Consider the following 23,774-nt stretch of genomic DNA (forward strand, 5'->3'; position numbering starts at 1 on the left):
TGAAGATAAAAAAACTAAAAGCCCTTATTATTAAGGGCTTTTTATGTACTAACCTTTATTTCAATTATTTAAGTTAGGTCTCCCCTGTTCAACTTCATTAACTAGTCTATCCCTTAAATATTGTAAAAAATCCGATTTTATTTCAGGCGACCAATCAGATGTTTTTACGGCAGTTTTATAACAATCAATAATTATGGGTATTAACTTCATGTAAAGAAAAATAGCTATAGCATTAGTTTTATGCTCCCCAGACAATCTTCTTAGGATACCATTATAAGATTTTATCCAAAACATAAAACTTCCAGTAAGTTTAAGTTCCACTAAAACATGCTCTCTTCCAACCTGTACCTTTGCTTTTAAAGATTTTAACTTAGCATTATTTATTAAAAATGCCGTAGTAGTATACAAATTATCAATACCATTCCCTGCGCCAGTACAAGTATTTTTACCGTCGCCTTCTGAACCAGAATACTTTTCGATATCTGTAATAAAAACTTGTTCCAATTTTGATAAAGACTGATTTCGACTATCTGGATGTAAGTATTGTTTAGCGATCCAAAATAATAGGTCATCGCAAATATCTAAATTTAAATCTGAAACTATCCCCCATGTCTCAGGCGTAAAGAAACTTTTCATAGGCGTTTTAGCATTGTGCAGTCCACAGAAAACAATTGCATCTACTGTTCCATCATATTCAAAAACCAAAACTTTAGACTCATTAAGTTTAACCCGCTCTTGTCGATCAATCATCATCTCATCCGAAACCCAACATTTTGTATTCTTCGGACTCTCTGTCAATAAGTTAAAAGAAATATAATTGATATTATTGAATCCCTCTAGATCAACAATGTTTTTTTGAAATAGAGGAAACTCATCAGAATATTGCTCTACTCTTGCATATAAAGTATCTGACAAATTATCTACTGTCTTTTGTCTAGACACAATTAAATTGTTTCTAAGCGTCTCAATGAAGTTATCAATACTTTCATAATTGTAAAATCTAAATACTGAAAAAGTGGTTGATTTATCAGACATAATATATCCTTTCTGCTAATCAAGCTTCCTTGCGTGGATAACATATTCCTCTTCTTTTAAATTGTAAAAAACAAAAATTATTATACAAATAAGTAAGTAATAGAGTTTATTGTTTGTTCTCGGGACAAACGAGGGAATTATAGCTCCATCAAGTCTACTTGTTGCACTAGATATAAACCTTTCCTTGATAATAAATCTAGATTTGGCTGACTTTTTTTGAATATACTTGTCCAAGATAATTGTAAAACTATTCTCTTGAGCATTTTCACTACTTTCTTCATAAAAAGAATCTTTAATTGCTCCCTTAGGGTAATTAGTGTTCTGATCCCAATCAATCTCTAACCAATAGGGAAAGGACACAACAATTTTAAGACCCCCCAACTTAGTGATTAAATACTTTAAAAAAGACCATCTATAGTTAATAGCACAGTCGATTCTCAAAGTTATTGGACTATTTCTCTCTGGTCTATAGTTTATTTCACCTTGTGAAGCAAACTCATTATCATACACTTTTGAAGAGAAATCAGAAACTTTTCTAAATAATTCACTGATTAAACTGATGATAACTGTACATATTGATACATTCAAAGTAAATTCGAGTGATTCTTTACCATCAAGATGTTTAGTCATTTCTGGAATAAAAAAAGTGATGATATGAGTGAGATTTAGTTTATAATTATACACCAATATAATAGTAAGTATCGGACTCAATAAGGTAATCCATTTAAGTAATCGATTCCTAATTCTTAATAATAATTCTAACAGAATAAATCAGTCCTCTAATATAAATTCTACCAAATTCTGCAACTCATCTGAAATGTTTTGAGTAGTTGTTATAATCCCGTTATTATAAAAATTCACATTAGAATAAATAGGGTTATCTTTTATTTCCATTTGAATTTTAAGATCTTCTATATCTATCCCTTCGTCCGATACAATCCAATCCAATTCTGAAAAGAGCTTATCTCTATACAACAATTTTATTTCTTCAGTTCCATCGTTAATTTTATCTAAATATTTCTGCACAAACTCATAGCTATCTTCAGGTACTATTTTAACGAAATTTAGATCTTCTATATATATATTATATCTTAAGCAATATTGTATTATTTTCAAAAATTTATTAGGGTTTAAAATTACTTGTCTTGATCTTGTTGTTCTCATAAAATTTAATACATAACTGTAACTCACATTAGAGTAATTATATCTAACACCTATATACCGATCTGTAAAAGAAATTATATTTTCAGCCTCAAACTCATCCTGAATTTCTGAAAGTGTTGTTTTATTGGCAATCTCATATAATTTTATCTTAATGACCACGGGTTTTCCCCCTTCTGATAGGTATAGTTTATTTTATTATCAACTACCCTAACGTATACAAATTTTCTATATACAGAAAATTTCATTTCGCGACACTTTTCACTTAAAGTAATAATCCTTTTAATTCTTAGGGAATCATTTTAAATTAAATTTCATAAAAAAGGAAGTCCTATGCAGAATTTGTCGAACGCTTTTTTATTCATAAAAATCTTCATTCATTACCAGCGTAGAATATATGGTTAAAGATTTTTAAGCAATGTAGCCTTATAAAACTTTATTCTCAATTCTTTTTCTTAGCTTTTTATAAAAAAGTGTCAATAACATAGGTTTACTTATACTTTTCCCGAATTTTGTCGAAAAATATCATGTGCATTATCTTCGAATTCGTTAACATCAAAATTCTAATTATTCTATTTTCCAAACTTAACTAACACCAATCATAGGTTAAAATAAATGTTGTTTAACAACTTTAATCAACTTCTCATCAGTTAAGAATATGGTTTCAGCTTTTTCCCTATCTTCAGATTCATAAATAATAATAAAACACTCTTCATTCTCTATTATTCTCATTTCCCAATTAATTGTTTGATATTTGTATACCTTCTCTAACACTTCTTTTAATTCATCTTCGTATTTGTTTCTGTCTTCGTATACCCTTTTTGCCGCAAAATAAAGTTTATTTACTAATCGTACTGTTAACCTTCGGTACAACAAATATAAACAGATTAAAACCACAAAAATGCCTATTATTCCTATGTGTTGCAACATCGTGTCCATAACAAAAGAATCAACTTCTTTAATTGCCTTAGTTAATAACTTTTCTGTTTTTTCATCCGGGTTTAAAAACCCAGAATTTGCACTCACTTCACCGCTTCGTCTCAGTTCTTTAACTTTATTTTCAATCTCGCTGGTGAATAAGTTCAATCTAATATTTACACGTGCTAAGATATATGATAGATACGCAGTAGCAGACGAAATAAAGGCTATACTTATAACAACAGATTTTGAAGTGAAATTATTTTTTCGTTCATATTCATCAGATAAGTCATCCACAATTTGAGCTAATTCTTTTATTTTTATTTTCCAAAAAAACTCTTTAATTTGATTCATACGTTCACTATTTAAAATTATGAAAGATAATTTGTTCTTTTTTGTCTTATACAGAACATGAACTGATGCTATAGTATACGTTTTCTTTGTCTTCTTGTAATTCGAAATTAAAATATATAAAATAATCAGTACCACTATTGCCCACACTTAATATCCCCCTTAAAAAATGATTATGACTAGTCCGTCCATTTATTTGATCGTCAAACTAAGATACCTTTTAAATACCTTAAAATAAGATAATCCCTATAAAAATCATACCTTTTCTCTTTTCTCACCTGAGCCTAGGAGATCTCTGTTCGTTTTTCCATCTTTTGCTTCTTCATTTGAAAAAGCAATTGACTTTCACTTCTTCATCAGTTATTCTTATAAATGAATCAAAAAGTCCGTCTATAACCTTACTACAGAGGTAAACCGTTTATATAACGGTTTCTGTGTCTTCAATAAGAAAAAGAGAGCGTGCACACCACTGCAGCTCCCTTTAATAAAACATTACATATACTTAAATGTTATATCACAAGATTATGCTGGCGAATAATTTTGTGGTTTTTTGTCATTTTCTCGTTACAAAAACATCTAAAAAAATTTTTTAGACTTCTTAAAATGCTCTCCATGCCATCTATCCTCATTATCTGCAATATAGTCCAGCGCTTTCAACAAGACTCCAACAACCTCTTGCTTTGTCATCTTCATAAACTTTTTTTCAGCAATTTTTTTATCTCTGCTGGATTTAATCTTCCTGAAGTAGGCATCATCCACTTCAAGTATTCGATTCTTTTTGTCATTTAACCGTTTCTTTTTCCTATACGATATACTGTATTCCTGATAGTAACAATAAAGGTCAGTATTTGTTTTCACAGAGTTTGGATGAATTCCTTTACTTGTTGGATCAAGTTCCTTTGTTCGTTTACTTATACTCTGCCGGGTTACAGGCATTCCCTCTTTAACTAAGGAATCAATCGCTTTTTTTCCCAGTTGAAAGGTACGATCCCAACTTGATCTACGTTCATTCATCTTTTTCTTTTTGCGGAAACACGATTTCTAATCGAAAGTTGCTTTCTTTACGGTATACTTCAATTCCTTTAATCAATTCAAGCTCCCGTTGACCATCTTCCCTCATCTTTCGTATTTTTTTCAATTCAAACTGCAAATTCCATTTGTTATAAAGCTCCTCTGTTCGATAAGTGTTCTCCAAAATGTCGAGCAACTCTTCTTTTTTATCTGGTTCTGGTATTTTTGCCTGACATCCAATACAAGCCATGTTTTTTGGACAAGCATCATTAGTCACACAGATTCCACCGGACACCTGATTATAAATACCGACTTTTTCTTCTCGTTTTTTTAACTCTCGATCCAATTCAGGATAGTCTTTTCTTTTTTCATCCATATTCTCAAAAGACGCAGCTAGATCTTGATAGCGATTCATTAAACCGATAACCTGACTGGCTGTAGGTTCTGCGTAATAGCCAGTAACATTCAAATTCTTTTGATGCATGATTTTTCCCACAACAGGTAATGGAATAGCAAATCGATTCACAGCTTCTGTAGCAAATCCGTGGCGCAACCCATGAGATTTGACTACTACCTTCTCACCTTCAATTGTACTGCAAGTTATTCCATGCATTAGCAGTTGCATACATGCATTGATTCCTCTGCCATTAAGCAATCTACCATTATATTGAAACAAGTACGGTCTTGGTTCCAAAAACAAATGCTCTCGTACATATAATTTATACGGAACAAGTGGGATTTTATCACTTTGATAATGTTCTTTAAGCATCTCTCTCACTTCGCTAAATAGCTTCATGATGTCTTCTGTCACAATGTATTCTTGGCGATCGGTATGCCCTTTCGGTACAACGTGAAAAGAATAAATCAGTTTGGATTTATGCTGTACTAATTTGATACACTCTTTAGTGTATTCAATTTGTAAAAGTTCATTTACCCTCGCCCCATTCGTCGTATAAATATTAATAGCTAGTAGCCCAAATATTGCAGCTACATATAACGGCTCGATATCAATAAGCAAACCTTCTGCCTTGTCTTGATTTTCACACAAAAAACTATTCTGTTTGAGTATTCCTAAATGACTCGTATAAAATGCGGGAATAACAGCATTTCCCCTTTTAGAACGATGCTCGTATCCCCATGAACGCAGGATGCTGTTTTTCTGCTCCGCAACTTTTGGATCTTTTGTGCTAAATGTACCGATTAGATCGTTATCGATTAGTTCTTTAAACCATAACCCCTCAACTGGATCATCGGACGAACCTTTTTTCTCAACTTTAATAAGTTCAAGAAAAACAAATTCTTTTTTAAACACATCTAACCTTAGCCTTGCTGCTTTTTTACGATGATCTTTGAATTGATCTGCATGATGTAAGACAAACGATCGTCTATCCCATAAACGGAAAAAATAACGTTCACCGATACGATCAGGTTCATCATAATAAAAATCTATAGGATACTCACCGTTTGCTTTTTTAACCGCCTTCCTAAAAGCTTCACGCATACGTTTAAGCTTTTGCCATCTTAAGCTCGATTCAGCCCTTATCTGAGGCAATTGATTAACAATAGCATCTGTTTCAGCTTTCCGATTAATTTTGCTTTTCATATATACTGTCTTCATATACGGAAAATCACTGTAATGAAAAGAGCAATGCGGAAAGAGATATTTCTTAAAGTATTCCTTATCACGCATACTTAATGTGTCATACCAACGGCCAGAATCCAGATTTGCGACATGATAACTGCAATAAAATTGATAAAGCTGAGAATCGCTTAATTCATGCGCTATGTTCCCTTTAAAAAATGGATATAGATGATCGTTTATGTTAAAATCGGTAACCTCTTTTAAATTGAAGTAATTAAATAAAATATCTAGGTTTCTTTTGATGGTATAAACATTTTTTCGAATATACGGTGGAGATATATTTTTCCTCGTTAACAATAACGCAAGCAATAATAAATGATTTGCAAATATTGATTTACGAGTATTGTCACGTAGCATTCTCAAATTTGTTTCATACATCTCATCCAAAAGAAAACCATCATTTCCTCTTTTTAAAAGCAAAATTCGTTCATCATAGTAAGGTTTTAGCTCATTATAAAATGATGTGCTTGGTGTTTTTAAGCTGGTGTCCATAATTCTCAATCCAATCCATCCAAAAATTCTTGTATCTCTTTATCCTGTACAATAGGTTCAGAGTCTGATGAATGTGGAGTTTCTGCATTTCGACGTAAAATTTCTTTTCTGTTTTTTAAATAATACGCTTCATCTTGTTTCATTTTTTCATGGAGATCAAGCTGCATAACCCGATTCGTTTCATTCGTAAAATGATGTTCATACGCCCTAATTGTATCTTCATGCTTCCATTTCATATAGACTCTGAACTCCGATATCATACGAGCATACTCATCAGGATTACGAGCTAACTCCTTTATCATTCTCATTCTTGCTGTTGTAAACCAATGACGTGTTTTATGTGGGTTTAATTTAATTCCTACAGCTGCCATTGCCCCATTCCAGTGATAATACCAAGCTTGGTATGTTAAAGGGGTGCCTTTTTCTGAAATGAACAAAGGCTCTTCATCAGAAAGCTGCTCATATTTCACTTTGTTGACTGCATACTTTTTACGCTCTTTATTGATGTACCTCATCAAAAGTCTAGCCGTATCTTGTTGAAAAATAATGAATTTAACTCTTCTACCGTAGCTTCCTTTACTAAAAGTGTTAGCTTCATTAATATTTGACCGGCTTCGATAATCACCTATTGTCAGCCCTATAATTTCAGAAATGCGAGCTCCTGTTTCATACAGAAGTCTTGCAATCACTATTTCCCTCAATGTCCATCCATGTTTTTTGCCTGCTTCATATGTCAGAGTTGGCAGAAATTTATCATCAATAATTTCCGGAGCCCATGCTCCTTTAGCGAATTTAAAATAGGAGTCCGTTTCGCGTCTAAATGATAACTCTTCCTCCGTTCCAGCCATGTGTGGAAGCCTTGGTGCATCCTTACGAACACCTTGATATCTTGACTTTTCAATTTCAAGTTTTGAATAAATATCAATCAACGGGTTTACATAGATATAATCTTTTTTCTGAATCATGATTGTGTAAAAGAGTTTGATAGCTGACAGAAACGTACTTACAGTCTTTGGACTTTTGTACGTCGGGTTGACATATTTAAATGTGCTCGTCCCTAGAACCTTACAACCCATTCGATCCATCAGATAATACTCAACACATAACCGTACTTCTTCTTCAGGTCCGTCTCATGGAAAATCCCGTCCCACTGTTTTTGTATACTGTTCAAGCCAGTTAAAATAATCTACAAGCCTATTAAGGTATGTCTTGGCAGTATTTGAAGCATAATTTGAACAATGAAAGTAAAAAGTAGTCAGCGGCATGAAAGGTTCCTTGTCCGGCGAAAAGACCATTAGTTCATACAAGCTTTCAATCCCTTTTGGGCAAGTCCATATATAATATCGGCTCATTTAATCTCACCCCCCTCCCGTCATTTATAACTAGCAAGGAATACTTTTCCAAGCAAGTTCGCAAATCATTATAGCAAGCATCACAAAAACATGTAAAGATGACTATTTCTACAATCTCACACATTTAATTTCCAATTCGATGTTATTCGAATATAACTTTATTAAGTTCATTTACACAAAAAAAGAGCATCAGCTACTTTGCTTTGCTCCTTTGTCCAAGTTATTTGTGCAACAACAGTATTGATCCCTTGTGGGAGTAAGGGAATCAGTTTTTTTGCACATTTTAGGTTTCTGTTTTCAAAAGAATGATAGGATACTTCCAGTTCCATCGTTTTGCCGTTTGAGAACGTGACCGCTGTGTCATCAAATGCCGTCGGTTGAAAATCTTTAACGTGCACATGAGATATCCAGCCGCATTGAGGCCTTGCAGAAGAAAGTGTAGGGAATAAAAAGATGTGATTTGAAGGGTCCACCATAATCGGCGGCTTGTGAGAAATTTTAATCGCTTCATATGTTCCCGCTTTTCTCCCGGCATAGCTGGAGCCAAAGTAGCGGCAGCTTCTGTCGATGATGTGAATCGGCTTCATGCTGACATACAGAATGCAGTCTTTTTCAATGACCTTCGACCCCATTTTACCGTCTATTTCCTCAGGCAAAACAGCGATGGTTGAACGATTTACTTCGTAGCTTTCTAAGGGTGCGTGTGTTTTCTGGCACATAATGTGCAGCCTCCAATCCTTTTCTTGAAAATTTATACTAATAATCTATCATCTGTCATTGGAAAACGACAGGTTTTTTTTGAATATAGCTAAAAATCACCTTTTAAAGATGTAATTTAGTCTTAAATTACTATTTAAATATTGTTTTTCTTTTTCGTTTCACCTCATTTATACGATGATCATTTTCGTTTTTTCGTCAATTTGCAGGATATGTCGATATATTTCCAAGTATTAGTTGTCTAAAGATTATAAAAATTAATTGATTTTTCCGGCCGTTATCCATATACTATAAAAAAGGCATTGGGGGGATTCTTTATGAAAGAGAAAAAGTCGTACACTGAGCTCATGAAGTCCCGCAACACGCAAATAGCAAACGAATTCGATGTGACAATGGCCGATATTTACATTCAAATGGTGCTTGATGAATCCTTGTATAAACGCCGGCTCGCCATGCTGACCATGCAGATTAATAAGGCGCTTGATGATAAAAATAAAGAAGCGTTCCTCACGCTTTCAAAAGAATATGCAGCACTCAAACAGAGTGAATAAGCCAATCCATATGGATTGGCTTTTTTTACATTATCCGTTTACGATGGTGCCGCCGTTCACATGAATCGTCTGTCCCGTGACATAGGAAGAATCATCGCTTGCTAAGTACAAATAGCTCGGCGCCACTTCAACAGGCTCTCCCGGGCGCTGCATCGGCACGTCTGAGCCGAAGACTTCCACTTCCTTCGCCGAGAAGCTCGCCGGGATCAGCGGCGTCCAGATCGGCCCCGGCGCCACTGCGTTTACCCTGATGCCCTGAGTGACAAGAGATTGGGAAAGAGATCTTGTAAACGTGACGATCGCCCCTTTTGTCGCTGAATAGTCAATCAATGTTTTGTGGCCTTTATAGGCGGTAATAGAGGCCGTATTAATGATTGAACTTCCTTTTTTCAGGTGAGGGAGCGCGGCTTTCGTTAAGTAAAACATTGAAAAAATATTCGTCTGAAACGTTCTGATGAGCTGGTGGCTCGTGATTTTCTCAATCCCCGGCTGTACGTGCTGCTCACCTGCGTTGTTGACCAGGATGTCAATGGAAGGAAAGGCTTGGCCCGCCTGGCGGATGACATCGTTGCAAAAGGCTTCGTCGCCGACATCCCCTGCGATCAGCAGACATTTCGCCCCCTCTTTTTCTACATATTGCTTCGTCTCTTCGGCATCCTGATGCTCATCAAAGTAAACGATGACCACATTAGCGCCTTCCTTCGCGAATAAAACGGATACGGCGCGGCCGATCCCGCTGTCTCCGCCCGTGATGACCGCCGTTTTCCCTTCAAGTTTTTTCGCAGCTTTCGGTTTGTCAAAAACGGGGCGCGGGTCCATTACATATTCAAAGCCCGGCTGCCGGTTTTGATGCTGCGGCGGCAAGGTTTTCTTCTTCTGGTTAGCCATTTTGATCACTCCTTTACATTAATTACTATATTATGAGTAATTTGAGCATCTTATACGAATTTCATGTATGAACAGAGTCTTATTGGAAAAATTAAGAATATACAACAGAGGAGGTAAATCTGAATTGACTACTTTTTCAAACGAGGAACCGGCTTCCTATTGGAAAGCAACAGCTGACATTCCTTCCTTTCCCGCCCTCACTGAAGATACGGAATGTGACGTTGCGATTATCGGCGGAGGAATTACGGGCCTGACAACGGCATACGAACTGACGAAAAGAGGTTTCCGTGTCGCTGTCATTGAAGCAGACCGGATTTTAAACGGGACGACCGCGGGAACGACCGCAAAAATCACCGCCCAGCATGATTTCATCTATGCCGATCTTATTCAGCAGATCGGCCTGACCAGCGCAAGGCTGTATTTCGAAGCCCATCTCCGCGCCATGGAAGACATGAAGCAGATCATCAAGGACCTTTCGATTGACTGCAGACTGATTGAACAAGACGCATATCTTTACACCAATACAGAATCAGGCGTCAAAAAAATCCGCAGTGAGCAGGAAGCTTATACCAAGCTCGGTATTGAACACGAGCTTGTGAAAGAACTTCCCGTCCCCGTTGATTGCAGGCTCGGTCTCGCCATGAAGAATCAGGCGCAATTCCATCCGCTTTTATATGGCGCGGCGCTCGTCAAAGAGATCGTTAAAAACGGGGCGCGGATTTTTGAACAGACGGCTGCGATCGACATAAAAAAAGAACCGCAGCCGGAAGTGGTCACGAAAAACAGACACGGCATCAAGTGCAGCTATATTGTCTGCTCTTCCCACTTTCCTTTTTATGACGGAGGCGGGCTTTACGCCGCCAGAATGTATGCCAGCAGATCCTACGTACTCGCGGTAAAACCGAAACAAGCGTATCCGGACGGGATGTATCTCAGCATAGACAAGCCGTCCAGATCACTGCGATACACCGATTTGAACGGTGAAAAATTGGTTCTTGTCGGCGGCGAAAGCCACAAAACAGGCCAGGGAAAAGAAATGTCCGAGCATTACGAAGCGCTGAAACAATTTGCGGAAGACACAATCGGAGTTGAAAGCATCCCATATCATTGGTCTGCACAAGACCTTGTCACCATTGACAAAATTCCGTTCATCGGTCCCATCTCAGGCGATGAAGAACATATTTTGGCGGCGACCGGTTTTAAAAAATGGGGCATGACAAGCTCAGCGCTCGCGGCGAAGCTTTTGGCTGATCATATTCAAAACAAAAAGAACCCGTTTTCCGGCCTGTTTATTCCGTCACGCTTCCACGCAGATCCGGGACTGAAAAAACTGATTTCCTATAATGCCGACGTGGCCAAACACCTTATCTCGGGCAAACTTGAGAGGCCGGACGCTTCACCTGAGACTCTTCGGCCCGGGGAGGGAAAAATCGTAACGGTAAACGGCAAACGGGCCGGCGCCTATAAAGATGAAAAAGGCTGTCTGCATCTTGTCGATACGACATGCACCCATTTGGGCTGTGAGGTCGAATGGAATGACGGCGAACGGACGTGGGACTGTCCTTGTCACGGGTCCCGGTTCACACCTGACGGCGGGGTTGCCGAAGGTCCCGCCATCAAGCCGCTGAAGCGCCTCAGCCAAGATTAACTAAACCATTCTGTACGAATGGTTTTATTTTTTTTGCATTAAAATATTTTTATCAGATTCCTTCATTCAAGTTCCTTCCATACCGATAAAAAGAAAAAGAGAATATCTGGGGGAACTTATATTGTTATTTAAAAAAGACCGCAAAAAAGAAACAGCTTATTTTTCGGAAGCCGATGAAAAAAAACGCATCGCGCTTTCAAATCAATATGCAGATGTCCAAAAACAGCTGAAAATGGTCAGGCTCGGAAACGAAGAACTTCATGTGCTTGAAGAGCTGCAGCCGTTAATTAAAGAACATATCTCAACAATCGTCGATTCCTTTTACCGAAACCTGGATCACGAAAAATCATTAATGACGATCATTAACGACCACAGCACGGTCGAGCGCCTGAAAAAAACATTACGGCGTCATATCCATGAGATGTTTGCCGGCACGATTGATGATGAATTCATTGAAAAAAGACAGCGCATCGCTTCCATCCATTTGCGGATCGGCCTTGAACCGAAATGGTATATGGGAGCGTTCCAGGATCTGCTTCTGTCGATGATGAACATATATGAAGCAACCATTCCGGATTTGCATGAGCTTTTAAAAGCGATCAAAGCGACGACGAAAATATTGAATCTTGAACAGCAGCTCGTCCTTGAAGCATTCCAGACTGAATATAACTGCCAGCGTGACGAACAAGAGGAAAAGAAAGCCCGTCTTCATCAAAAAATCCAGGAAACATCCGGATCACTCGCTGATTTGTTTTCAGAAACGAGCAGAGCCGTGCAAGAGCTGGTCGATAAATCCGAGGGCATTTCCGAGGCGTCAAAAGCCGGCACCGTAACTTCCGTACATGTCGAAGAAAAATCAATCGGCGGGAAAAAAGAGCTTGAAAGCCAGCAGCAGCAGATGAATAAAATCGACGCCAGCCTCCTGCAGATTGAAGAAGAAATGGACAAGCTGAATGACATCGCCCAGCAGATCGAAAAAATCTTCGGCATCGTGACGGGGATCGCCGAGCAAACGAATCTCCTGTCACTCAACGCTTCAATAGAATCCGCGAGAGCCGGGGAGCACGGCAAAGGGTTCGCCGTTGTCGCGACGGAGGTAAGGAAGCTTTCAGAGGATACGAAAAAAACCGTTTCCACCGTATCAGAGCTCGTGAACAATACCAATACACAAATCAACATCGTGTCCAAACATATTAAAGATGTAAACGGACTTGTAAGTGAAACGAAAGAAAAAATGGCGCAGATCAACCGTCTGTTTGATGACATCGTCCAAAGCATGAAAACGAGCAAAGACCAGACAGGCAAAATCGACGTTGATTTGCAGGCCTTTCTCGGCGGCCTTCAAGAAGTCAGCCGCGCGGTTTCCCACGTTGCATCATCCGTTGATTCACTTGTTATCCTTACAGAAGAATAAAGATAAACCGACCGGCCTTTTTCATAAAGGGCCGGTCTTTTTAATGTTAACTTAAAATATAATTGAGTTGACATATATAAAGACTCGCTTTATTGTATAAACATATTTTGATAAGCTGGAGGAATACATAATGAAATTGACAGAAATGATGCATATTGCCGTGTTTACCGCCATTATGGGACTTTTGGGGCTGCTCCCGCCGCTTTTCTTATCCTTTACGCCGGTTCCGATTACGCTCCAGACGATCGGTGTGCTCTTATCGGGAAGCATCCTAAAACCGAAAGCGGCGTTTTTAAGCCAATTGCTATTTTTGCTGATTGTGGCATGCGGAGCGCCTCTCCTTTCAGGCGGCAGAGGCGGGTTCGGGGTTTTTTTCGGGCCGAGCGCCGGATATCTCATCGCATATCCGCTGGCGGCATTACTGCTGAGCCTCAGCATCCAAGGCCTTCGCTCAGCTGCTGTCCCCCATTTGTTTATCAGACAGTTCTTGTTCGGCGTGCTGTTTTTGTATGTCATCGGCATTCCCGTTCAGGCTTTTATAATGCACATTGATATCTTGACTGCCGTAAAGCTCAGCCTCATCTATGTGCCCGGAGATCTGCTTAAAGCGGCCGCAGCCTCATTCGCAGCCGTAAGAATCAGAAAAACTCTTCAAGCAAGCCGGCTTTTGCCGACGAAAGGAAGCTGATTTTAGTCATCATGATTACATCATCATATTCAGATACAGCCGGACAAGCGCCGGAACAGATCGCAATTCAGACAGAAACAGAACAGATCACCTATCAAACTTGGAACAGGCTAGTTAACCAAACCGCAAACTGGCTTGGCAGCCTTTCAGGTAAGCCGGAAAACATTGCAATATTACTGCCGAACGGCATCCCATTTTTACAACTTTTCGCAGGGGCGGCGCATGCCGGCTGCACGGCGGTTCCGTTAGATCCCCGCTCGGCAGCGGCGGAACTCGCGGACCAGCTGCACATCAGCAAAACCGGCCTCGTCATCTGTGACCGCCGGCTGAGCGGCAGACTGGACGGCGTCAAAACGCCTGTCATCCTGTGGGATGAATGCAGGCCCTTGATCGAGGCGGAAAAAACGGAAGGCGCTTTTATCAATAACGCCGGCCTGCCCTTTTATACCGGATTCACCTCGGGATCGACCGGTAAGCCGAAAGCCTTCACCCGCTCTCACCGTTCGTGGCTGGAGAGCTTTTCTTGTACGAAACGTGAATTCGGCATTTCCCCTGATGACAAAGTGCTGGTACCGGGCACGCTTCGCTCGTCACACTTTTTATACGGTGCCGTCAGCACTTTGTTTATCGGCGGAACCGTCATCCTTCAAAGAAAATTCAACCCGGCCGGAATGAAAGACCGGCTCAGACAAGCTGACGTTCTATATACCGTTCCGACAATGACGGACGCCCTGCTCTCACTAGAGGCGTTTCCGGATACACCGCTCAAGGTGATTTCTTCCGGTGCAGACTGGCCCGCTTCGTCTAAACAAGCGCTGTCAGAGCGCTATCCCCATCTGCGGTTGTACGATTTTTACGGAACGTCCGAGCTGAGTTTCGTGGCGTTCTTATCGCCTGAAGACAGCGCCCGAAAGCCTGACGCGGCGGGCCGGCCGTTTGAAAATGTTACAATCGAAATCCGCCGGCCCGGCGGAGAACGCTGCATGCCGGGCGAAACGGGGAAGATTTTTGTGAACAGCCCGATGAAATTCTCCGGATACATCAACGGCGCAAAACCTGATGATTCCGGCTGGATGACGGTTGATGACATGGGATATATCGATCGTGAAGGCTATCTTTATATCGAAGGACGTGAAAACGGGATGATCGTATCAGGCGGCCTGAATGTATTCCCTGAAGAGATAGAACGTGTGCTCAACCGCTGTCCGGGCGTCAGAAAAGCGGCCGTCATCGGCATTCCTGATGATTATTGGGGCAGCATCGCCGTTGCGGTGATCGACGGAGATGCAAATGTAAAGGAACTGAAGAAACAGTGCCGCGAGCAGCTGGCGGCATATAAAATCCCGAAGAAATGGCTGTTTTCAGAAATACCGGAAACAGCCGGCGGAAAGATCGCCCGTGCCGCCGTACAAAAGCAGGCAAAGGACATGATGGAATGGAAGCTGTAATTACGGATGCGAAACGGACAATTTTCGCCCGGGAAAACGGCCTGTTAAAAGACTGTCTCCCAGAAGATTTGGCAGCTCCGCTGATCCGCCATTTGAGCCGGAACATGCCCGAAGACATTGATGAAGTCCTGATCGGAAACGCGACAGGCCGCGGCGGGAATCTCGCCCGGCTGTCGTCCTTGGCCGCCGGACTTCCTTTGAGCGTGTCCGGTACGACCATCGACAGGCAGTGCGGCTCCGGACTGGACGCCGTGAGGGTCGCGTGCCACTTTGTCAAAGCCGGCGCGGGGAGCACATACATCGCGGGAGGAGCGGAGAGCAGCAGCCGTTCCCCTTTCTCATCCCGGGCGCGCTTTTCTCCTGAACACATCGGCGATCCTGATATGGGCATAGCAGCAGAGTATACGGCACAGGCTTACGGCGTAACGAGAAAGATGCAGGACGAATATGCCCTTCTCAGCTATGAACGGAGCATCAAAGCGCACGAAGACGGCTTGTACCGCCCGGAAATTCTTCCCTGTCACGGATTCGCCGCTGACGAAAACATGCTGAAAAAGCGGAACATGGAGCCTCTCATCTCCCGTGCCAAGCCCGTCTTTCAGTCCGGAGGCTCTGTCACCGCCGCCAACAGCTGCGGAATTTCTGACGGGGCGGCGGCAGTTTGTGTGATGGAAGAACAAAAAGCGCGGTCTCTCGGTTTAAAGCCGGGATTACGTTTTATCGGAAGTGCGGTAAGCGGCGTCCACCCGAATTATCCGTCAGCAGCTCCGGTTTATGCCGTCAAAAAACTTTTGAAGGAACGGGACCTGTCACCGGATGATATTGATATATACGAAATCAACGAGGCGTTTGCCGTCAAAATATGCGTTTTTTCACAGCAGCTTCGAGTGCCGTATTCTAAAATAAATGTCAGGGGCGGCGCTCTGGCCGTCGGGCATCCGTACGGGGCTTCCGGGGCGGCGCTTGTCACCCGGCTTTTTTATGAAGCAAAAAGACGCCCGGATGCCCGCTACGCAGCAGCAGCGATCGGCAGCGGAGGCGGAGTCGGACTAGCGCTTCTCTTTGAAGTGTTAACGTAACGGCAGTATAATAGATGATATCGATAAAAAATGATCGGAGTGGAGACTTTATGACTGCCGTTTGTTTAGTAAGACATGGAGAGACTGATTGGAATGCCCAAAAGAAGCTTCAAGGCAAATCGGATATTCCGTTAAATGCGACGGGAGAGCGTCAGGCGAAAGAAACAGGAGAGTACTTAAAGGGGTCCGAATGGGATGTCATCGTCTCAAGCCCGATGAAACGGGCCAGAAAAACAGCTGACATTATTAACGGGTTTTTGAATCTTCCCATCGTCGTCATGGAAGATTTCAGAGAACGAAGCTACGGTGATGCGGAAGGAATGTCTTTACCGGAACGGTCGAAGCGCTACCCGGATAAAAACTACCCGAACATGGAGACCGCAGAAGAGCTGACAGACAGAATGCTTGCCGGTTTAGTGAAAGTTCAGGAGCAATTTCCTGATCAAAAAGTACTGATCGTCGCTCACGGCGCAGCCATTCATGCCCTCTTGTCCGCCATTTCTGACGGTGATACAGACATACAAAACGCAAAGCTTGTCAATGCGTGCCTGAGCAATATCGAACGAATTGAAAATAAGTGGCGCGTCAAAGATTACAATGTAAGCAGCCACCTATCAGAATCATAACAAAAAGGCCCGAATTCAGTTTTGGGCCTTTTTGGCGAGCATTTTTTTCTGCAGATCATGTAATATGGCGTCCGCCCCGTCAATGCTCCGGCGCTCCGTCCATACCGCCCTGTCCGCGCGGTAAACGTGTCCGTTTTTTACAGCTGTCAGCTGTTTCCAGAGGTGATTTTTTTCGAGTTTTTTCTCACCGTCCAACAGCACGATGTAATCAGGATCGATATGCAAAAGCTGCCCGGACGTCATTTTGATAGAGTCTGATTTCCCGCCGGAATCCGTCTGGACCGCATAGGTAAACCCTGCGAGCGTCAAAAGCCGGGACGTAAAAAACTGATCATCCTTTACGGAAATGCTGTCATTTGCAGCGTCAATTAATAAAATCGTGCCGCCTTCTGCATCCAGCTTTCTTTTGATGTCATTCAGCTTTTCTTCCTGAGCCGACAATTGTTTCTCTATGATGCCATCTTTACCGACCGCCTTTTCAATAGTAAGGGCAGCGTCAACCGCATCCTGATAATCCGCAGCTTCATTTTTTAAAGCGATTGTCGGAGCGATCTTTGTCAGTTTTCGGTATATCCCCCTGTGAAGGCTTGAGTCTGCAATGATGAGATCGGGCTTTAACGAAGTGATCTTTTTCAAATCGGGATATGACGGGGGCCCGACGGACGGACTGCCGTCGTTTCGCTCTGTCCGATTATCCGCCGCAGCCACAGGCTTTATGCCGAGATCATGGAGGGTATCAATAAAGCCCTCATTCAATACGGCGATGCGCTGCGGGTGCGCAGCCACATGCGCCGTCCCCAGATCGTGCCTGACGGCGGTTTCATGTTCCTGTTCTGAGCATGCCGTTATGAAGAGAACGGATAAGATCATCAGCATACTGAAAATTTGTTTCATCTGTTCCCCCTCTTTCGTTTTTCCGCAATTATATCATTGACAATATAAGTATCAATGATATTCATTATCATTATTTTTATAAAATGGTTTCACAGCTTTTCTCCGTCAAGAAAGCCGAAGACTGATTCATGCCGGCCGCTTTATTTCATTCCGCTTCCGTTTCCATCAGACTTCTGCATTCAACAAAAGGTGACATTTATCCTGTTTTTGCCGCAGCTTCCAAAAATGGAATCAAACCGTTCGACCCAGCAAACAAGAGAGCGATTGCGGCTGTGTACAAATACTCATGTCCTTCCATCGGTTTTTTCCATTAAAATTTAAATATTTCGGGTTCCTATTAAACGAAAGAGAGATGATATACCTAAATAGAAATAAAACAAACTGAAAAAAATTGGGTCTACTAAAATATTATTCCATGCTATACAATTAATCCACAGAATAATCTGTCTATTGGTTGTTCTGCAAATGAAAAAAAGGAGAGGATAAAGAGTGAGAGGCAAAAAGGTATGGATCAGTTTGCTGTTTGCTTTAGCGTTAATCTTTACGATGGCGTTCGGCAGCACGTCTCCTGCCCAGGCGGCAGGGAAATCAAACGGGGAAAAGAAATACATTGTCGGATTTAAACAGACAATGAGCACGATGAGCGCCGCTAAGAAAAAAGATGTCATTTCTGAAAAAGGCGGGAAAGTGCAAAAGCAATTCAAATATGTAGACGCAGCTTCAGCTACATTAAATGAAAAAGCTGTAAAAGAGCTGAAAAAAGACCCAAGCGTCGCTTACGTTGAAGAAGATCACGTTGCAAAAGCGTACGCGCAGTCCGTGCCTTACGGCGTATCACAAATTAAAGCCCCTGCTCTGCACTCTCAAGGCTTCACTGGATCAAATGTGAAAGTAGCGGTTATCGACAGCGGTATCGATTCTTCTCATCCTGATTTAAAAGTAGCAGGCGGAGCCAGCATGGTTCCTTCTGAAACAAATCCTTTCCAAGACTACAACTCTCACGGAACTCACGTTGCCGGTACAGTTGCGGCTCTTAATAACTCAGTCGGTGTATTAGGCGTTGCGCCAAGCGCATCTCTTTACGCTGTAAAAGTTCTCGGCGCTGACGGTTCCGGCCAGTACAGCTGGATCATTAACGGAATTGAGTGGGCGATCGCAAACAATATGGACGTTATTAACATGAGCCTCGGCGGACCTTCTGGTTCTGCAGCGTTAAAAGCGGCAGTTGACAAAGCCGTTGCTTCCGGCGTCGTAGTCGTAGCGGCAGCCGGTAACGAAGGCACTTCCGGCGGCTCAAGCACAGTGGGCTACCCTGGTAAATACCCTTCTGTCATTGCGGTAGGCGCTGTTAACAGCAGCAACCAAAGAGCATCTTTCTCAAGCGTAGGTTCTGAGCTTGATGTCATGGCACCAGGCGTCTCTATCCAAAGCACGCTTCCTGGAAACAAATACGGCGCGTACAATGGTACGTCAATGGCATCTCCGCACGTTGCCGGAGCGGCTGCTTTGATTCTTTCTAAGCACCCGAACTGGACAAACACTCAAGTCCGCAGCAGTTTAGAAAACACCACTACAAAACTTGGTGATGCTTTCTACTACGGAAAAGGGCTGATCAACGTACAGGCGGCAGCTCAGTAAAACATAAAAAAACCGGCGTCGGGCATGGCCCCGCCGGTTTTTTTATTATTTTTCTTCTTCCGCATGTTCAATCCGCTCCATGATCGATGGGTGGCTCCCTCTGAAAATTTTGACGAGAAACGGCGGGTTGACCCGGCTCAGTCCCGTATCGGCCAAGTCCTGAAACGTCTCAATCGCCGCTTCCCGGTTCCCGGTCAGCTCGATGCCGTAACGGTCGGCAGCGTTTTCCTGATACCGGGAGACCGCATTCGTAATCGGATCAGAAGCAAAACTGAGAACGGATATGAGCAGCAATAACAGCGGGAGGGCGGCCAGATCTTCAGGCCCCTTTATATGAAGCATTCGGCCGAAGAATTTGGACAGCCGCTTATAAAGCTTGTCAATGATATAGAACCCGGCTAATGACAGCAGCAGATACCCGGCCAGTCCGATGTACACGTGCTTCATCACATAGTGCCCCATCTCATGCCCCATAATGAACAAAATTTCCCGATCCTTCAGTTTGTTAAGCGTCGTATCCCACAAAACGATCCGCTTATTCGAACCGATGCCCGTCACATACGCATTCAGCGCATTCGTTTTCTCCGACATATTTACTTCATACACATGGCTGGCCGGAATGTCGGCCTTGTCGGCAAGCGACAAAATTTTGCTTTCCAGCTCCTTGTCTTTCAGCGGATAGAAATCATTGTATAAAGGATCAATCACGACCGGTTGCAGGAAAAACAAAAACAGGGTAAACGGCACAGTAAGACACCAAGCGTAAAACCACCATTTTTTTGTATGCTTTGTGATCAGCCAGTAAAACACAAGCACACACACGGCAAACAGCGGAAAACTGATCCAGAAATCAATGACATGGTCTCTTATCCAGCTTGCTGCTGTCTGCGTCGAAATATGATACGCAAGCGAAACCCGATATCCGATCCACTCAAGCGGAAGTGAAGCCGCCGTAACGATGAGTGAAATCACAAATACGAAGCTTACGATTTGCAGCACCCGAAAGTGCACCGCTGCTTCCAGCCAATGCTTTATTTTTTTGGCAAGCCCCGTAATGAGCAGCAGAAAAAATAAAAACCAATCTAACGGCGCTCCGATGAAAAATAAAAAATCCTTTACATTTGAAAAGTTTTCAGCGGCTGCCAGGCGGCCCGGGTCCATAAACGAGGACGGATCGGCTTTTGTTCCCTTTACGGCCTCCGGGACGGCGGAGTCTCCTGTCATAAAGAAATACCAATAGAAAAAAAGGCCGTACAGCACATAGGCAAGTCCCGCTGCCGCTATCCATTTGCGCATGGAAGTCTCCCTCCTTAGCCTTATGACTTACTCCTATTGTAAGCATAAATGCAAATAAATAGAACCAAGCCTCCGAAACGGATGTTAATCTTTTCACAACAGAAAAGAATGGAACAACAGGAAGCGGGAAAGACTAAAAGACGGAGTGATGAATATGAAAAAAATAATCGCGTTTATTGTAGTAATCGCCCTTTTGGTTATTGCTTTCTTCTATGTATACAGCCGGACCGGCGATGTGTTTCCATCAAGCAACGCAGATCTGATTATTCTGTCAGAGCACGGAAAAAAAGAAATCAAAATTAAAGACAGGCAGAATGTAAAAGATATGCTCGATATCTTGAACCAAGGAAAACAAGTCAAACTGACCAAAAGCGTGTCTCCCGATTACGACGGAACGGTCAAATACCATGAAGACCGTTTTGATTCATTCAGCATGTGGCTCGAAGGCGGCAATTATATGATGTACAAGTATAAAAACACGTATTACAAACTGACCCGGCATGATACGAAGCTTGTGCAAAGCATCATTAAGGAAGAATCGCAGAGCTGACCGGATCAGCATGTAAAAGCGAAGCCCCCGGCTTCGCTTTTCGTCTGTCATTTCGGAAGCATCTCCCGGACCGCCCGCCTCAGCAGCTTCCCGGTCGCATTCTTCGGAATTTCATCAAGAAAAACCACTTCCGCCGGCCGTTTATATTTTGCCAAATGTGTTTCACAGTAATCAAAAACCGCCTGCTCTGTCAGCTCACCGTCCCCCGCCACTATATAAGCATGCACCGCTTCCCCCGTTTTGGCGTCAGGAACGCCGATGACCACGGCTTCTTTAATGCCCTCATGGCTGTAGAGCACTTCTTCTACTTCGCGCGGATAGACGTTGTATCCGCCGACGAGAATCATATCTTTTTTTCTGTCGACGATATAAAAATAACCGTCTTCATCGCGCTTCGCCAAATCACCCGTGTACAGCCAGCCGTCTTTCAGCGCGTGCTCCGTCTCCTCGGGCATCTTGTAATAGCCTTTCATCACATTCGGCCCTTTCACGATCAATTCTCCCACTTGATGGTCGGGCAATTCGCGTCCGAGCGTATCGACGACTTTATTTTCGACATGTAAAATATTCGTCCCGATCGAGCCGGGCTTTCTCCCCCGGTCAAATGGATTAAAACAAGTAACCGGAGACGCTTCAGAAAGTCCGTACCCCTCCAGAATGGTGACGTCAAAGGTTTGTTCAAACGTCTGCAACAGAGCGACCGGCATGGAGGCCCCGCCTGAAATGCACAGTCTGACGGACGCAAAATCCTCCGCCTTGCCGTGCTCGTATTGATACAGATAGTTATACATCGTCGGAACGCCGGCAAAAATGGTTGCCTGTCGGCTTTTAATCAGTTTAAACACAGAAGCCGGGCTGAATTGCGGCTCGATTAAGACACACGCTCCGCTCATCAAAGGCGCATTCATACAAACGGTTAAACAAAAAACGTGAAACATCGGCAATGCCGCCACAATTTTGTCTTTCTCATTCATTCCTAAGTATCCGGCGACATCATTTGCATTGGAGAAAAGATTCTGATGGGTGAGCATGGCGCCTTTCGGTTTTCCGGTCGTACCTGAGGTGTATAAAATGACGGCAGTATCGTCTTTGGACAATGTCGGATAAGTTCTGCTGCGCTCCGCCGGGCGGAGCATTTTTGTAAACGTTGTCATTTTTAAGCGCAATTGAGGGTCTTCTGTCGATGGAGCGTTCTCTGCTGTCTGGCTGATAATGATATGCTCCAGCAGCGGCAGCGAGCCGTGCAGGCTTTCAAATACGGGAATTAATAGGTCGATGCCGGCGATCGCTTTGACATCGCCGTTTTTCAGCATGTATGCGATTTCTGAAGGTGTGTATGCCGGATTAACAGGTATGACGACAATTCCCGCTTTTAACGCGCCGAAAAACGCAATAACAAAGTCAGGCGTATTTCCGAGCAGCAGCGCGAGATGATCCCCTTTTTTCAGTCCCCTGTCCTCCAAGCCGTTTGCAAATGCTTTGATTTTACCTGCCAGCTCCTCATACGTCATGTACTGATCTTGAAACAGACAAGCTGGTTTTTCCGGTTTCTGCGATGCCGTTTCTTCCAATTTGGAAACCAGATTCATTTTCCCACCCCTTTAAAAATGTAATGAATGAATAGTCATTCATTTCTCCGGAATAAACGTTCACTTTTATTATAGAAAAATATAGAAAAACACTCAAGGGCAAAAAGCCCCGAGTGCCTGAAAACCGGAAACTATAATTGTTTCAGCGCTTCACTGACCGGCGTGCCGCCTGCTGTCAGATCGAACGCTTTTTCATACGTATTCGGTTCATCAAGGGATGCGATAACGGTCTTGGCGACATCGTCTCTTGAAATGGAGCCTCTTTCTAAATCGGCCGCGGCTTTGATATTTCCCGTGCCGGGATCATTTAATAACCCGCCCGGCCGGATAATCGTATACGTCAGACCGCTCGCTTCAAGAATTTTATCCGCATAATGCTTTGCGGCATAATACGGCTTCAGCGCTTCATTCCAATTGTCACGGTTATGAGCCTGAAGGGCGCTTACCATAATGAACCGCTTGATGCCTGCTTTCTTTGCCGCTTCTATCGCTTTCGCCGCTCCGTCAAGATCAATCAAAAGCGTCTTATCGTACCCGGTGCTTCCTCCTGATCCGGCGGTAAACACAATCGCGTCACAGCCTTCAGCGGCTTTCGCAATGTCTTCCGGGCTCCCTTCCAAATCTGCAAGAACGGCTTCTGTTCCCGCGGCTTGAAGCGCTTCTTTCTGCTCTTCTTTCCGGACCATCGCCCGCAGCGTATGCGTGCCGTCTTTTTGAAACAGCCCGGTCAGACGCTGTCCGATCTGTCCGTTTGCTCCGATGAGAAATACTTTCATCATGATCCCT

General features: G+C 42.7%; 21 protein-coding genes and 2 pseudogenes. 10 read left to right on the top strand and 13 right to left on the bottom strand.

The window, feature by feature from the left end; translation table 11 throughout:
* Window positions 1–60: 60 nt before the first annotated feature.
* The 8 genes and pseudogenes from G9F50_RS13045 to G9F50_RS13080 all read right to left on the bottom strand — a co-directional run.
* The gene (locus G9F50_RS13045) at window positions 61–1,035 is read right to left on the bottom strand and encodes a hypothetical protein (RefSeq protein ID WP_069448648.1); all 975 of its coding nucleotides are present in this window, start codon (window positions 1,033–1,035) and stop codon (window positions 61–63) included.
* 15 nt (window positions 1,036–1,050) lie between these two features.
* A complete protein-coding gene (locus tag G9F50_RS13050) occupies window positions 1,051–1,746 on the bottom strand; it encodes a hypothetical protein (protein WP_069448647.1) in 696 nt (231 codons plus the stop codon).
* A gap of 60 nt (window positions 1,747–1,806) precedes the next feature.
* Entirely contained in the window at window positions 1,807–2,358 is a 552-nt protein-coding gene (locus G9F50_RS13055) for a hypothetical protein (RefSeq protein ID WP_069448646.1), read from the bottom strand.
* 444 nt (window positions 2,359–2,802) lie between these two features.
* A complete protein-coding gene (locus G9F50_RS13060) occupies window positions 2,803–3,615 on the bottom strand; it encodes a hypothetical protein (RefSeq protein WP_069448645.1) in 813 nt (270 codons plus the stop codon).
* A gap of 426 nt (window positions 3,616–4,041) precedes the next feature.
* The gene (locus G9F50_RS13065; protein ID WP_069448644.1) at window positions 4,042–4,479 is read right to left on the bottom strand and encodes a hypothetical protein; all 438 of its coding nucleotides are present in this window, start codon (window positions 4,477–4,479) and stop codon (window positions 4,042–4,044) included.
* Entirely contained in the window at window positions 4,472–6,610 is a 2,139-nt protein-coding gene (locus G9F50_RS13070) for a site-specific integrase (protein WP_069449146.1), read from the bottom strand. Before G9F50_RS13070 ends, G9F50_RS13065 begins: the two co-directional genes overlap by 8 nt.
* Before the next feature lie 5 nt (window positions 6,611–6,615).
* Window positions 6,616–7,695, bottom strand: coding sequence for a tyrosine-type recombinase/integrase (locus G9F50_RS13075; protein WP_165406555.1), 1,080 nt, complete (start codon window positions 7,693–7,695; stop codon window positions 6,616–6,618).
* A gap of 542 nt (window positions 7,696–8,237) precedes the next feature.
* Window positions 8,238–8,681: pseudogene (locus G9F50_RS13080) on the bottom strand (competence protein ComK); the annotation flags it as partial.
* 315 nt (window positions 8,682–8,996) lie between these two features.
* Here G9F50_RS13080 and G9F50_RS13085 point away from each other — a divergent pair.
* Window positions 8,997–9,230 (top strand): IDEAL domain-containing protein, encoded by a 234-nt coding sequence (locus tag G9F50_RS13085; RefSeq protein ID WP_012117233.1) that lies wholly within the window; start codon window positions 8,997–8,999, stop codon window positions 9,228–9,230.
* A 30-nt stretch (window positions 9,231–9,260) separates the two neighbouring features.
* Here the strand turns inward: G9F50_RS13085 and G9F50_RS13090 are convergent, their stop codons facing one another.
* The gene (locus G9F50_RS13090) at window positions 9,261–10,118 is read right to left on the bottom strand and encodes an SDR family oxidoreductase (RefSeq protein WP_015239527.1); all 858 of its coding nucleotides are present in this window, start codon (window positions 10,116–10,118) and stop codon (window positions 9,261–9,263) included.
* A 124-nt stretch (window positions 10,119–10,242) separates the two neighbouring features.
* Between G9F50_RS13090 and G9F50_RS13095 the strand changes: the two genes are divergently transcribed.
* From G9F50_RS13095 to G9F50_RS13120, 7 genes and pseudogenes are all read left to right on the top strand, one after another.
* Window positions 10,243–11,766: an FAD-dependent oxidoreductase gene (locus G9F50_RS13095; protein ID WP_015239526.1), complete on the top strand. Its 1,524-nt coding sequence runs from the start codon at window positions 10,243–10,245 to the stop codon at window positions 11,764–11,766.
* Window positions 11,767–11,998: 232 nt separating this feature from the next.
* Window positions 11,999–12,373 (top strand): annotated as a pseudogene (locus tag G9F50_RS20810) (protoglobin domain-containing protein); the annotation flags it as partial.
* Window positions 12,374–12,382: 9 nt separating this feature from the next.
* Entirely contained in the window at window positions 12,383–13,180 is a 798-nt protein-coding gene (locus tag G9F50_RS20815) for a methyl-accepting chemotaxis protein (protein WP_371833775.1), read from the top strand.
* A gap of 130 nt (window positions 13,181–13,310) precedes the next feature.
* Window positions 13,311–13,868 (top strand): biotin transporter BioY, encoded by a 558-nt coding sequence (locus G9F50_RS13105; RefSeq protein ID WP_014304743.1) that lies wholly within the window; start codon window positions 13,311–13,313, stop codon window positions 13,866–13,868.
* Between the two features lie 11 nt (window positions 13,869–13,879).
* Entirely contained in the window at window positions 13,880–15,316 is a 1,437-nt protein-coding gene (locus tag G9F50_RS13110) for an acyl-CoA synthetase (protein ID WP_060562115.1), read from the top strand.
* Window positions 15,304–16,395 (top strand): acetyl-CoA C-acyltransferase, encoded by a 1,092-nt coding sequence (locus G9F50_RS13115; RefSeq protein WP_060562114.1) that lies wholly within the window; start codon window positions 15,304–15,306, stop codon window positions 16,393–16,395. The genes G9F50_RS13110 and G9F50_RS13115 overlap by 13 nt, the downstream gene beginning before the upstream one ends.
* Before the next feature lie 50 nt (window positions 16,396–16,445).
* On the top strand, window positions 16,446–17,021 hold the full coding sequence (locus G9F50_RS13120) for a histidine phosphatase family protein (RefSeq protein WP_060562113.1): 576 nt from the start codon (window positions 16,446–16,448) through the stop codon (window positions 17,019–17,021).
* Window positions 17,022–17,036: 15 nt separating this feature from the next.
* On the opposite strand, the gene G9F50_RS13125 is transcribed toward G9F50_RS13120, so the two are convergent.
* A complete protein-coding gene (locus tag G9F50_RS13125) occupies window positions 17,037–17,915 on the bottom strand; it encodes an ABC transporter substrate-binding protein (protein ID WP_060562112.1) in 879 nt (292 codons plus the stop codon).
* A 489-nt stretch (window positions 17,916–18,404) separates the two neighbouring features.
* Between G9F50_RS13125 and G9F50_RS13135 the strand changes: the two genes are divergently transcribed.
* Window positions 18,405–19,553 (top strand): S8 family peptidase, encoded by a 1,149-nt coding sequence (locus tag G9F50_RS13135; RefSeq protein ID WP_007409199.1) that lies wholly within the window; start codon window positions 18,405–18,407, stop codon window positions 19,551–19,553.
* Window positions 19,554–19,598: 45 nt separating this feature from the next.
* Here G9F50_RS13135 and G9F50_RS13140 read toward each other — a convergent pair whose 3' ends face one another.
* Window positions 19,599–20,849: a M48 family metallopeptidase gene (locus G9F50_RS13140; protein WP_060562111.1), complete on the bottom strand. Its 1,251-nt coding sequence runs from the start codon at window positions 20,847–20,849 to the stop codon at window positions 19,599–19,601.
* A gap of 154 nt (window positions 20,850–21,003) precedes the next feature.
* Between G9F50_RS13140 and G9F50_RS13145 the strand changes: the two genes are divergently transcribed.
* A complete protein-coding gene (locus G9F50_RS13145; protein ID WP_007409201.1) occupies window positions 21,004–21,399 on the top strand; it encodes a YhfM domain-containing protein in 396 nt (131 codons plus the stop codon).
* 47 nt (window positions 21,400–21,446) lie between these two features.
* Here G9F50_RS13145 and G9F50_RS13150 read toward each other — a convergent pair whose 3' ends face one another.
* Both G9F50_RS13150 and G9F50_RS13155 read right to left on the bottom strand, forming a co-directional pair.
* Window positions 21,447–22,988 (bottom strand): fatty acid--CoA ligase family protein, encoded by a 1,542-nt coding sequence (locus tag G9F50_RS13150; RefSeq protein ID WP_060562110.1) that lies wholly within the window; start codon window positions 22,986–22,988, stop codon window positions 21,447–21,449.
* Window positions 22,989–23,119: 131 nt separating this feature from the next.
* Window positions 23,120–23,764, bottom strand: coding sequence for an SDR family oxidoreductase (locus tag G9F50_RS13155; protein WP_060562109.1), 645 nt, complete (start codon window positions 23,762–23,764; stop codon window positions 23,120–23,122).
* Between the last annotated feature and the right edge of the window lie 10 nt (window positions 23,765–23,774).

It is taken from the genome of Bacillus sp. EKM206B (genome assembly GCF_011066015.1).
Taxonomy (GTDB): Bacteria; Bacillota; Bacilli; order Bacillales; family Bacillaceae; genus Bacillus; species Bacillus velezensis.

Bases quoted from the DNA above. Each gene is read 5' to 3' on its own strand.
- G9F50_RS13145 (WP_007409201.1), top strand. From the start codon at position 21,004: ATGAAAAAAATAATCGCGTTTATTGTAGTAATCGCCCTTTTGGTTATT.
- G9F50_RS13125 (WP_060562112.1), bottom strand. From the start codon at position 17,915: ATGAAACAAATTTTCAGTATGCTGATGATCTTATCCGTTCTCTTCATA.
- G9F50_RS13090 (WP_015239527.1), bottom strand. From the start codon at position 10,118: ATGGCTAACCAGAAGAAGAAAACCTTGCCGCCGCAGCATCAAAACCGG.
- G9F50_RS13120 (WP_060562113.1), top strand. From the start codon at position 16,446: ATGACTGCCGTTTGTTTAGTAAGACATGGAGAGACTGATTGGAATGCC.
- G9F50_RS13075 (WP_165406555.1), bottom strand. From the start codon at position 7,695: ATGGATCGAATGGGTTGTAAGGTTCTAGGGACGAGCACATTTAAATAT.
- G9F50_RS13065 (WP_069448644.1), bottom strand. From the start codon at position 4,479: ATGAATGAACGTAGATCAAGTTGGGATCGTACCTTTCAACTGGGAAAA.
- G9F50_RS13045 (WP_069448648.1), bottom strand. From the start codon at position 1,035: ATGTCTGATAAATCAACCACTTTTTCAGTATTTAGATTTTACAATTAT.
- G9F50_RS13115 (WP_060562114.1), top strand. From the start codon at position 15,304: ATGGAAGCTGTAATTACGGATGCGAAACGGACAATTTTCGCCCGGGAA.
- G9F50_RS13150 (WP_060562110.1), bottom strand. From the start codon at position 22,988: ATGAATCTGGTTTCCAAATTGGAAGAAACGGCATCGCAGAAACCGGAA.
- G9F50_RS13105 (WP_014304743.1), top strand. From the start codon at position 13,311: ATGAAATTGACAGAAATGATGCATATTGCCGTGTTTACCGCCATTATG.
- G9F50_RS13140 (WP_060562111.1), bottom strand. From the start codon at position 20,849: ATGCGCAAATGGATAGCGGCAGCGGGACTTGCCTATGTGCTGTACGGC.
- G9F50_RS13085 (WP_012117233.1), top strand. From the start codon at position 8,997: ATGAAAGAGAAAAAGTCGTACACTGAGCTCATGAAGTCCCGCAACACG.
- G9F50_RS13155 (WP_060562109.1), bottom strand. From the start codon at position 23,764: ATGAAAGTATTTCTCATCGGAGCAAACGGACAGATCGGACAGCGTCTG.
- G9F50_RS13070 (WP_069449146.1), bottom strand. From the start codon at position 6,610: ATGGACACCAGCTTAAAAACACCAAGCACATCATTTTATAATGAGCTA.
- G9F50_RS13110 (WP_060562115.1), top strand. From the start codon at position 13,880: ATGATTACATCATCATATTCAGATACAGCCGGACAAGCGCCGGAACAG.